A 9,914-nucleotide genomic window follows, 5' to 3' on the forward strand; every position below is an offset into this window, starting at 1 on the left:
AAGAAGGCCGCGGGCAAGAAGACCGCCGCGAAGAAGACCACCCGCCGCAAGAGCGCCGCGAAGTCGACCGAGGCCGCGCCCTCCGAGGGCTAGACGTAAGCCTGGGACTTCAAGCAGCGTGAACGGCTCGGCGGATTCCGCCGGGCCGTTTTCTTTTTTCCTGGAGGACAGGTGTCGCTGCGTCCCTCGGAGTTGGAGCAGGTGGTAGCGGAGGTGTCCGCGCGGCTGGTGGGCGCGGTGGTGCAGAAGGCGTGGTGCCCGCTGCCGCGCCTGGCCTACCTGGAGCTGCGGGTGCCCGGGCGCTCCATCCTCCTGTGCGTGTGCGCGGAGGGCGAGCTGTCCCGGGTCTCCGTCGCCGCTGATCGCTTCCCCACGCCGGGAGAGCCGGCCCCCTTCCAGCGCTGGCTGCGCCAGGAGCTGGTGGGCTTCAAGCTGGCCCGGGCCTCGTGGGTGGAGTCGGAGCGGGTGGTGACGCTGGACTTCCAGAGCGAGGACACGCGGCGCCGGTTGGTGCTGGAGCTGGGCTCGCCCGGGGGCCTGTTGCTGACGACGGACTCGGGCCGGGTGCTGATGCTCTCCGGAGAAGGCCTGGCGCAGCGGCGCTCCCTGCATCCGGGGGCCCAGTGGACGCGGCCGGAGTCGCTGCCCGCCGAGGCCCTCGCTCGCGCGAAGTCCTCCGCCTCGCGCCTCGTGCCGAAACCCGAGGCCTTCGCTCCGTACGCGGAGGCGGCCGAGGAGCTGCTCGGGCCGAAGGACAAGGCCAGCCGCGCGGAGACCATCCGCCGTCGACTGGCGCAGCCCTACCGGGCCCGACTCAAGCGCTCGGGCCGGACGCTGGAGAAGGTGCGCACGGAGGCGGGGCGGGGCCCGGAGGCCGAGCGCCACCGGCAGTTGGGCGAGCTGCTCTCGCAGAACCTCTACCGCCTGAAGCGGGGCGCCACCGAGGTGACGCTCACCGCGTACACCGAGTCGGGGATGGAGGAGGTGAAGGTTCAGTTGGATCCGAAGCGCACGCCGAAGGAGGAGGCGGACTGGCACTTCCACCAGTACCGGCGGCTGCTGCGAGGCGTGGAGCATGCACGGCAGCGCGAGGCGGAGCTGTCGCGCGAGGTGGCGCACGCGGAGGCGGCGCTCAAGCAGCTCGAATCACTGGACGAGGCCTCGCTGCTGGCGCAGGCCGAGGTGCTGATGCAGACGGCGGCCGAGGCGGGCCCGCCGGAAGCCCGGCCCTTCAAGGAGTACGTGGGGCACGGAGGCCACCGCATCTGGGTGGGGAAGGGCGGCGAGGACAACGACACGCTCACCTTCAAGGTGGCGCGCCCCTACCACCTGTGGCTGCACGCGCGAGGGCTGCCAGGCAGCCATGTGGTGGTGCCCCTGGAGAAGGGCGCGGAGGTGTCGCAGGAGGTGCTATTGGACGCGGCGCACCTGGCGCTGCACCACTCGGGCGCGAAGGGTGAGCCGCGAGGCGAGGTGAGCTGGGTGCCGGTGAAGTTCGTGAAGAAGGTGAAGGGGGGGGCGCCCGGACAGGTGCTCTACACCCGGGAGAAGACGCTGGTGGTGCGGATGGAGCCGGAGCGGTTGGAGCGGCTGTTGAAGACGCGCGGAGGCGAGGCGCCGGCCGGCTCATGAGGGTGAAGCCCCCGACAGGCCCGGTGTGCGCGCGCTGCCCGGTGATGCTGGGCGCCTCCTGCTGCGAGGTGAAGGAGGACGAGCGCCTGGCCACGCTCACGCGAGCGGACGTGGAGCGCATCGCGGCGCACACGAGGATGGCCGCGCGGCGCTTCGTCGTCGAGGAGGGCCTCACGGAGGAGGAGGCGGCGGACTACGAGGGGCGCCGTCCCCTCTATCGCGGCTACTTCCGCCGGGGGCCGGTGCGGCTGACGCTGGCCGTGCGCGCGGGGGCCTGTGTCTTCCACGAGAAGGGCAGGGGCTGTGGCCTGCCCGCGGACGTCCGGCCGGTGGCCTGCCGGCTCTACCCCTTCGAGCGCTGGCCGGATGGGAGCTGGAGCGTGCAGGTGGGGCGCTACGGTGACCTGGCCGAGGCACGAGCGGGCGGCGACGCGTGCCTGGGCGTGGAGGAGGCCGAGAGCATGGAGGACGTGCTGGCGACCTTCGGCACGACGCGGGAGGCGGTGGAGGAGTTGGGAGAGCAACTCGCCCGGGAGACGCGGGAGCACGGGCGGGGTTGACGGGCAGACGGTGGGCGAGCAGGCGATTTCCGCCGGCCTTGAGTCCCGGAGGCTGACGGGTACGATGCCGGCCGCGTGTCGTCTCTTCCGTCCCACCAGCTCCATCTGTTCCCGCGCCCTCCCAATCGGGAGGGGGTCGCGTCGCTGCCTGCCCGGAGCCGTGCGGCCGAGTCCTCCAACCGCCTGTCCACGGCTCTTCGCGAGGAGGATGTGCCCGTCGCGGACAACTTCCACGACGAGCTCTCCGCTCGCGACATGGCCCCGCACCTGTCGGTGGCCACCCGGGAGGAGCTGTGGTCCCGGGCCGAGGCGCTCGCCTTCCAGCTGTCGGCCGAGCTGCGCATGCCGGTGCGGCTGGCGGTGACGGACAACCGCTCCACCATGGTGTCCTTCCGCCGCAGCGCCAACGCGCTGCAGCTGCGCCTGCACCACATGTTCCTCGACGCGCCGGCGTCGGTGGTGCGCGCGGTGGCGGACTACGCGGGCCGCGGCAACCGCGTAGCGGGCGGAGTGCTGGACGACTACATCCGGGGCCAGCAGCCGCGCATCCGCCAGGAGCGCCACGCGGACGAGGCCGACCTCGAGCCGATGGGCCAGTACTTCAATCTCCAGGCCCTCTTCGACTCCCTCAACCGCATCTACTTCCAGGGGGGCATCCAGGCACGCATTGGCTGGGGTCGCATGCCTCCCCGGCGGCGGCGCAAGTCCATCCGCCTGGGGGTCTACGACCACCAGACGAGGGAGATCCGCATCCACCCCGGGTTGGATCGCCCGGAAGTTCCGATCTACTTCGTGGAGTTCATCGTCTTCCACGAGATGCTTCACCAGCTCTTCCCCAGCTCGAATGGCAATGGCCGCCGGGTGCACCACCCGAGGGCCTTCCGCGATCGGGAGAAGGCGTTCCCGCTCTACGGTGCCGCACTGCGTTGGGAGCGCGAGAACCTGAACCTGCTGCTGAGGGGCTGAAGCGTGGCCCCCTGCCCGCTGCTTTACCAATTTACCGATCGACGGCCGCGTGCGGACGCTGCTTGACCCTGCCCGTGCCGCGACCCAATCCTCTTTTGCCCATGCGACGAGCGAAGATTGTTTGCACCCTTGGTCCGGCCAGCCAGAGCCAGGAAATGCTGGAGGCCCTGTTGGAAGCCGGGATGGATGTGGCCCGGCTCAACTTCTCCCACGGCAGTCACGAGCAGCATGCCGAGAACATCGCCAAACTCCGGGCGGCCTCGCTAAAGGTCCGCAAGGCGGTGGGTATCCTGGGGGATCTCCAGGGCCCGAAGATCCGCACCGGCCGCTTCATCACCGGCAGCACGGAGCTGAAGCACGACGGCGAGTTCCACATCACCACGGACGAGAGCGTGAAGGGCACGGATGAGATCGTGTCCACCACGTACCCTCACCTGGCGGCGGATGTGAATCCGGGAGACCGCATCCTGCTGGATGACGGCCTCCTGGAGCTGCGGGTCATCGAGACGGACAAGAAGCAGCTCATCCGGACGAAGGTCATCCACGGCGGCATCCTCAAGAACAACAAGGGCATCAATCTGCCGGGCGTGGCGGTGCGAGCCGACGCGCTGACGCCGAAGGACAAGGAGGACCTGATCTTCGGCATCAAGGCGGGCGTGGACTTCCTCGCCCTCTCGTTCGTTCGCCAGCCGGCGGACATCGACATGGCGCGCGCGGCCATGGCGGACGTGGGCCGCTCGGTGCCCATCATCGCCAAGTTGGAGAAGCCGGAGGCGATCGCCCGGCTGGACGCCATCCTGGACAAGACGGACGGCGTGATGGTGGCGCGTGGTGACCTCGGCGTGGAGATTCCGCCCGAGGAGGTGCCCTCGGTGCAGAAGGACATCGTGCGCCGGTGCAACATGCGGGGCCTGCCGGTCATCGTGGCCACGCAGATGCTCAACTCGATGATCGACAACCCGCGGCCCACGCGAGCGGAGGCCAGCGACGTGGCCAACGCCATCTTCGACGGGGCGGATGCGGTGATGCTGTCGGGCGAGACGGCCAGCGGCAAGTTCCCCATCGAGTCGGTGCAGATGATGGAGCGCATCGTGCTGGCGGCCGAGTCGACGATCCGGGCCCAGGGCCTGTGGACGCCGAACGAGTCGCCGGTGGGGCTGCCGTCTCACTTCCCGGACGTGATCGCCGCCAGCGCGTGCTACGCGGCGAAGCAGGCGGGGGCGTCGCTGATCGCCGCGTTCACACTGTCGGGCGTGACGGCGCGGCTGCTGGCGCACTACCGGCCGCCGGTGCCCATCGTGGCGTTCAGCCCGAACCAGGAAGTGCGCCGTCGGCTGGCGCTGCTGTGGGGCGTGGTGCCGCGCGTGCTGGAGCCCATCCTGGACACGGAGGCGATGGTGCGCCGCGTGGAGGAGGAGCTGCTGGCGCGGGGTCTGGCGCGCAAGGGTGACCGCGTGGTCATCGTGTACGGCGCGCCGGTGGGCCAGCCGGGCAAGATCAACAGCCTGCGGCTGCACACCATCGGGAGCTGAGAAGACGCGGGGGGTGGGGAGCGCATCCCCACCCCGACCCGCGTGAGGCCGTTACCCGCGGAAGTCCTTGAGGGCCCGCTTGGGAATCTCGGCCTCGATGAAGATGCGGAACAGCTCCATGTCGAGCTGGCCGCTCTGCGCTTCCTTCTTGAGGATGTCGAGCGCGAGCTGGTGCGGCACGGCCTTCTTGTAGGGCCGGTCGCTGGCGGTGAGGGCGTCGTAGATGTCCGCGATGGACATCATCCGCGACTGCACCGGAATGGTCTTGTCGGGGATGGCGCGCGGGTAGCCGGTGCCATCGAGCTTCTCGTGGTGCGCGTAGGCGATCTCCGGCACGCGGCGCAGGGTGCGCGTCCAGGGGATCTGCGACAGGAAGCGGTAGGTATGCTCGACGTGGCTCTCGATCTCCCGGCGCTCCTCGAGGGAGAGGGTGCCCTTGGCGATGGAGAGCGACTGGATCTCCCGCTCGATGAGCAGGGGCCGCTCCTCGTTGAAGGCGTCGTGGAAGCGCAGGTGCCGCAGCTCGTGCAGCCGCTCGAAGTTGCCCTGGGCGAGCACCGTGGGCCGGTTGCAGGTGAGGACGAACTCGAGCACCTCGTCGAGCTGCCGGGTCTCCTTGGCCAGCCGCTCGTCCTCCTCGGCGTCGATCTCCGCCAGGTGGTGGGTGCCCCGGAGCTTCGCTTCGGCGAGGCGGCGGCGGTAGCTCTGGAGCTGAAGGTCCTTGCGGGCCAGCTGGAAGCGGGAGCGCAGCCCTTCCAGCTCGTGGGGGTAGAGCTTCTCGGCCTTGACGAGCACCGGCTCGCGCACGCCCACCTTGCCGAAGTCGTGCAGCAGCGAGGCGTAACGCAGCTCCTGGAGCTCGGTGACGCTGAAGCGCGTGTGGGCGTAGGAGCCGGTGTTGATGTGCTCCAGCGCACGGGCCATGGCCACGGTGAGATCGGCCACGCGGCCCGAGTGACCGGCGGTGGTGGGATCTCTCGATTCGATGGCCACCACCGAGGCGGAGACGAAGCCCTCGAAGAGGCGGTTGATCTCCTCGTGGAGGAGGGCGTTCTCGATGGCGCCGGCGGCCTGGGCGCCCAGGGCGAGCAACAGCTCCTCGTCCTCGGAGTCGAAGGGGCTGCCGCTCAGCTTGTTGAGGGCCTGGATGACGCCGGTGACTTCGCCGTTGGCGTCGCGCATGGGCACGCAGAGGATGCTCTGGGTGCGGTAGCCGCTGAGGGTGTCGAAGGTGCGGTTGAAGCGCTCGTCGGCGTAGGCGTCCGGGAGGTTGAGGACCTCGCCCGTGTGGGCCACCTGGCCGGCGATGCCGCTGCCCACCGGCAGACGAATCTCATTCTTGGAGCCCTGGGCCACCTTGCTCCACAGCTCATTGCGCTCGCGGTCGAGCACGAAGAGGGAGCAACGGTCCGCCTCCACCACCTTGCTGGCCTCGTAGAGGATGAGCGGCAGCAGCAGGTCCAGATCGCGCTCGGCGCTCATGGCCTTGGTGACGTCCAGGATGGACGTGAGCTTCTTGAGGCGCCGGGTCAGGTCGGGAGGGTCGGGCTGGGTCTGTGGAAGCACCGGTGTTGGCTCCGAAAGCAACGGCGCACGGCCAGGGAGGCATCTTCTTAGCACGAGAGAAGGAGGGCCCGCCCACCCCGGGGGGGGCCCCCCCTGCTCGGTCCCTCTAGGGTGAGGGTATCCAAGTCGCCCGCCTGGCCTCCAGGCGGGTATAAGCCAACGTCCATGAGCCGCCGCGTCCTCATCTCCCCGTCTCTCCTGTCTTCCGATTTTGGCCGTCTGTCCGAGGAGGTGCGCGCGGTGGAGGCCGCCGGGGCGGACTGGGTCCACGTGGACGTGATGGATGGGCGGTTCGTCCCCAACATCACCTTGGGCCCGGTGGTGGTGCAGGCCATCAAGCGGGCGGCGACCCGGCCCCTCGACGTGCACCTGATGATCGTCGAGCCCGAGAAGTACATCGAGGCCTTCGCGAAGGCGGGGGCGGACATCCTCACGGTGCACGTGGAGGCGTGCACGCACCTGCACCGGGTGTTGCAGCAGATCCGCCAAGCGGGGGCGAAGCCCGCGGTGGTGCTCAACCCGGCCACGCCGCTGTCGGCGGTGGAGGAGGTGCTGGAGGAGGTGGAGATGGTGCTGCTGATGAGCGTGAACCCCGGCTTCGGGGGACAGGGCTTCATCGAGCGCACGGTGGACAAGGTGCGGCGGCTGCGCGCCATGCTGGAGGCGCGGGGGCTGTCCACGGACATCCAGGTGGACGGCGGCATCAACGCCGAGACGGCCCGGCGGGTGGTGGAGGCCGGGGCCACCGTGCTGGTGGCGGGCTCGTACGTGTTCGGCTCGAAGGACTACGCCGCGGCCATCCGCTCACTGCGACCCTGAGGGGCGCTCAGACGTCCAGGGGCGTCTTCACCCCGGCGAGCCGTGCCACCCGGGTCATGAAGGTGGGGTCGAAGGGCTTCAGCTCGTAGGCATCGGCGCCGAGCTCGAAGCACAGGTGGCGGGTGTACTGGTCCTCCACGCCACTGAGCATGATGACCTTGCACGCGCGCGTCTCGGGGTCCTGCTTGAGCTGGGCGAGCAGATCACGCCCGTCCTGGTTCTGGTGGATGTCCAGGATGATGACGGCCGGCCGGTGCTTACGGGCCAGCTCCAGGACCTGCTCGGAGGTCGTATCCGCCACCGAGGCGAGGCCTGAACGACGGGCCTCCCGGGCGAGAGCGGATACGAGGAGTGGCTCATCATCCGCGATAAGGACGACCGGAGAAGGCATGGGACCCCGGGGTGCCTGCGTTGTTCGCAGGAGTACCAAGCAAGCGGTGTTCCGGAGGGGTTCTCCTCGTGAATTGGAGGGGTTGGCGGTGGGGGCTCTGGGTCTCCCTGGCCCCATGGGGTGAAGGGCACCCTCTGGAAAAATCCAGGAATGAAAAGATGATCCACGGGCGTTGACTAGCCCGGGTGGGTCGGATACATGACCGCTCACTTTCGCCGGCCCGAGAGCAGTACCGGCGGAGGGACGGTAACGGGGAGTGGCTCAGCCTGGTAGAGCACTTGGTTCGGGACCAAGGGGTCGCAGGTTCGAATCCTGTCTCCCCGACCATCAGAAGGGCGCGGAATCCTTGGAGAAATCCTCGGGTCCGCGCCCTTCGTCTTTCCGCGACCAAGGGGCCAGCAGCAAATTAGCAGCAAGCGGAGGGGGCACCTCTGGCGGCTGCTGGGACTACTCGGCCGTCTGCTCACCTCATCCTCACTACGGGGCTGGCTTGGGTCCTAGCTGCGCGATGACGCGGCCCTGGAAGGTGAAGTTCCTCCGCTCATCTTGAAGCCCAAGCACCGAGTGGCAGTGAGCTGAGCCTCGCTGGAGCTGGAGCACGCGCGCAAGCTCTCCCGGGCGGAAGTGCCCGCCTGTCGACCACCCCCAGGGAGGGGCTCAAGAACCAGGCTTCAAGGGGTCCAGGGGCGCTACCGCCTCAAGAATGAGAAGCCAGGACGCGCAGGGCCGCTACTGCCTCAAGGTCCTAGGGCGTGCCCGCGTCGGCGCGGGGCTTCGAACAGCCCTGTATGAACCGATACAGTCTGGCTGAGCTGCTGCGCCGCCTCGCGGTCTTCCTCCTCCTCCTCGGCGGCGTGATCTTGTTGGCCGCCGCGGTGGCGCGGCTGGAGGGCATCGTCCGTGAGCGATACCAGCGGCTAGAGCAGGCCGCAGAGCACGCGGAGTAGGCAGAGCGCCGGGCCCGGACGGCGCCGCCACCGCCGACTACTCGGCCGGGGTTGGCTCGGGCCCCGCGAAGTGAAGCTGGTTGAGGCCCTTGCGCATGTCTTCCACGTCGAGGTGGCCGTACACCTCCGTGGTGATGGCCGGGTCCGAGTGCCGGAGGATGCGCTGCACGGTGGCCAGTGGGACGCCCGCCTTGAGCAGCAGCGTGGCCGTGGTGTGCCGCAGGTCGTGGAAGCGCAGCGGGCGAGGGAGCGCCCGGGGCCACAGTTTCATGCCGCAGCGGGGGCAGGGCTCGGGCACGCCGTGATTCCTCCTTGCTTTGTAGCCGCAGCCCTTGCGCCGACAGACGTGGTTGTAGCCCTCCACCAGCCCCGCGCGCCCCAGGGCCCGGCGTAGCACCTTGTGCAGGGCCACGTCCGGCCGGTGCTGCGTGCCATCTTGCCGAGGGAATAGAAGCTCCGAGGGGGACGCGGCCATGGCCTCGCGCAGATATGGCACCAGGCCCACCGCGATGGGCAGCAGGTCCTCCCGGTTGCCCTTCGTGGTGTCGCTCCCGTGGGAGCGGCCCACCCGGATGGTGCCCGTCTTGAGGTCCACGTCCGACTTGCGCAGCGCCAGCAGCTCGCCCTTGCGCATCCCGGTGTAGACGGCCGTGGCGAACAGGGGCCGCCAGCGGAGCTCCAGGGCCGCGAGCATCAGCGGGACCTCCTCGGCCTTGAGGTACTGCGGGAGCTTCTTCGGCTGTTTGATGCGCGGGACGGTCTTGGCGGGGTTGAGGCCGGTGAAGAGACCGCGCCGGATCGCCAGCTCGAAGATGCGGTGGACGTGAGCGCGCAGGTGGTTGAGAGACTTGGGGGCCAGCTCATCGGCCTTCGCGTTGAGCAGCGTTTCCAGCCGCGAGGGCGTAATGTCCTTGAGGGGTAGGGGGCCCAGCTCATCGCGCAGGTGCTTCTCCGCGAAGCCGATGATGGTGGTAGAGCGGAGCCGACTGCCCACCTCGGTCTTCCAGACGTCCATAGCCTCACCGAAGGTGATGGGCTTCCGGTGCTCGGGCATGGGCTCCAGGCCGCGCCGTTGCCGGTCGGACTGCACCTCCAAGTCATGGAGGAGGGACTTCGCCTCCGTCTTCGTGGTGGCCTGGGTCGCGGTGTCGCGCCACCGGCCGTGTCCGTCCTTGAATCGGACGTACCACTTGTCGTTCTTGCGGTAGATGGAACCCATTCGGACCTCCTCGTGATGATGAACCTCAGAGGTCTTATGACCTGGACCTACCTGATTTTTGTGCCCTGGCCCCTGATGAAGGCGCGGATCTCTGCCGGCTCGAAGCGCAGCAGCCCGCCGATCTTCACGCACGGAAGCTGACCCGCCTGAGCCCGCTGGTACACCCACGAGCGCGAGGCTTTGAGGAAGCGAGCCACGTCATTCGCGTCCCAGAGGCCCTCCTCCTGCTCCAAGTTGTCCGTGTCCATGGTGGGCCTACGCATCGGCGCCTCCTTCTTCTGA

General features: G+C 68.9%; 10 protein-coding genes and 1 tRNA gene. 7 read left to right on the plus strand and 4 right to left on the minus strand.

Annotated features, from left to right (window positions below; all coding sequences use genetic code 11):
• The first annotated feature begins 171 nt into the window (after positions 1-171).
• The 4 genes from VF794_RS24025 to pyk all read left to right on the plus strand — a co-directional run bounded on the left by VF794_RS24025 (position 172) and on the right by pyk (position 4,690).
• Positions 172-1,632 (plus strand): NFACT RNA binding domain-containing protein, encoded by a 1,461-nt coding sequence (locus tag VF794_RS24025; RefSeq protein ID WP_331114226.1) that lies wholly within the window; start codon positions 172-174, stop codon positions 1,630-1,632.
• A complete protein-coding gene (locus VF794_RS24030) occupies positions 1,629-2,192 on the plus strand; it encodes a hypothetical protein (RefSeq protein WP_331114228.1) in 564 nt (187 codons plus the stop codon). The genes VF794_RS24025 and VF794_RS24030 overlap by 4 nt, the downstream gene beginning before the upstream one ends.
• Before the next feature lie 210 nt (positions 2,193-2,402).
• Positions 2,403-3,158 carry a hypothetical protein gene (locus tag VF794_RS24035; protein ID WP_414640946.1) on the plus strand — a complete coding sequence of 252 codons (756 nt, stop codon included), beginning with the start codon at positions 2,403-2,405 and terminating at the stop codon, positions 3,156-3,158.
• 101 nt (positions 3,159-3,259) lie between these two features.
• Positions 3,260-4,690 carry a pyruvate kinase gene (gene pyk / locus VF794_RS24040; RefSeq protein WP_331114230.1) on the plus strand — a complete coding sequence of 477 codons (1,431 nt, stop codon included), beginning with the start codon at positions 3,260-3,262 and terminating at the stop codon, positions 4,688-4,690.
• 51 nt (positions 4,691-4,741) lie between these two features.
• Here pyk and VF794_RS24045 read toward each other — a convergent pair whose 3' ends face one another.
• Entirely contained in the window at positions 4,742-6,256 is a 1,515-nt protein-coding gene (locus VF794_RS24045) for a GAF and HD-GYP domain-containing protein (RefSeq protein WP_331114232.1), read from the minus strand.
• Positions 6,257-6,421: 165 nt separating this feature from the next.
• On the opposite strand from VF794_RS24045, the gene rpe reads away from it, so the two are divergent.
• Positions 6,422-7,075, plus strand: coding sequence for a ribulose-phosphate 3-epimerase (gene rpe, locus VF794_RS24050; protein WP_331114234.1), 654 nt, complete (start codon positions 6,422-6,424; stop codon positions 7,073-7,075).
• A 7-nt stretch (positions 7,076-7,082) separates the two neighbouring features.
• Here the strand turns inward: rpe and VF794_RS24055 are convergent, their stop codons facing one another.
• On the minus strand, positions 7,083-7,466 hold the full coding sequence (locus tag VF794_RS24055; protein ID WP_331114235.1) for a response regulator: 384 nt from the start codon (positions 7,464-7,466) through the stop codon (positions 7,083-7,085).
• 250 nt (positions 7,467-7,716) lie between these two features.
• On the opposite strand from VF794_RS24055, the gene VF794_RS24060 reads away from it, so the two are divergent.
• Positions 7,717-7,793 (plus strand) — tRNA-Pro (locus VF794_RS24060).
• A 461-nt stretch (positions 7,794-8,254) separates the two neighbouring features.
• Positions 8,255-8,413, plus strand: coding sequence for a hypothetical protein (locus VF794_RS24065; RefSeq protein WP_331114237.1), 159 nt, complete (start codon positions 8,255-8,257; stop codon positions 8,411-8,413).
• Positions 8,414-8,450: 37 nt separating this feature from the next.
• On the opposite strand, the gene VF794_RS24070 is transcribed toward VF794_RS24065, so the two are convergent.
• Both VF794_RS24070 and VF794_RS24075 read right to left on the minus strand, forming a co-directional pair.
• Positions 8,451-9,632, minus strand: coding sequence for a site-specific integrase (locus VF794_RS24070; RefSeq protein WP_331114239.1), 1,182 nt, complete (start codon positions 9,630-9,632; stop codon positions 8,451-8,453).
• Between the two features lie 47 nt (positions 9,633-9,679).
• Positions 9,680-9,914: helix-turn-helix domain-containing protein (locus VF794_RS24075; protein WP_331114240.1), on the minus strand; the 235-nt coding region annotated here is incomplete at its 5' end.

The organism is Archangium sp. (assembly GCF_036389735.1).
Taxonomy (GTDB): Bacteria; Myxococcota; Myxococcia; order Myxococcales; family Myxococcaceae; genus Archangium.